This is a genomic window from Gordonia desulfuricans NBRC 100010 (genome assembly GCF_001485495.1).
Taxonomy (GTDB): Bacteria; Actinomycetota; Actinomycetes; order Mycobacteriales; family Mycobacteriaceae; genus Gordonia; species Gordonia desulfuricans.
This window is the reverse complement of record NZ_BCNF01000206.1, coordinates 1-608: the sequence shown is the minus strand read 5'-3', so window position 1 is coordinate 608 and position 608 is coordinate 1. Positions and strand designations below refer to the sequence as shown.

1 protein-coding gene is annotated in these 608 nt (G+C 60.5%); it reads right to left on the bottom strand.

Annotation, left to right across the window (positions count from 1 at the left end; translation table 11 throughout):
• Positions 1-34 precede the first annotated feature (34 nt).
• Positions 35-608: transposase (locus GD1_RS23840; protein ID WP_169798224.1), on the bottom strand; the 574-nt coding region annotated here is incomplete at its 5' end.

Below are 608 nucleotides of genomic sequence, written 5' to 3'. Positions count from 1 at the left end.
TCATCGAAGAAGGTCCCGGCTCATCGCTCCTATGTCAAGCGGCTGCTCCTGGAACCAGGATTTCAGTGTGCGAACGAGCAGCATGATCGGTGACCAGACGATGAAAAATCGTGCGTACGAGTCGCCGTTTCAGGCAACGCATCGCCTCACGAGACTTCTTACCCTCGGCACGTTTCTTCGCGTAATAGGCATGCCCGAGACTGTCAGGCATACGAGACTGGGTCAACGCAATCCGATGAACCGCCGCATTGAGTTGCCTATTCCCCGAACGCGTCAACCGATGCCTACCCGCCGACTTACCCGACCACACCGGCACCGGAGCGATCCCCGCATGCCGAGCGAACTGCGCCTCGGTACCGAAACGCGAAATACCGGCCGACTCGCCAAGCAACTTCGCCGCACTGAGGAACCCACAACCAGGCAACGCCACCAGCGACGGCACCGCCACCGCAACCAACGCCGACAACTGCTTGTGCACCTCGTTGATCTCCACGGTCAACGCCGCGATCGCAGCCACCTCCTTGATCGCCAACAGCACATCGACAGCGCCGCGGTCACAGGTCTGCAACCAGGCCGCGAGGAGCTTCTGATGCTTCGCCCGGTTCAAA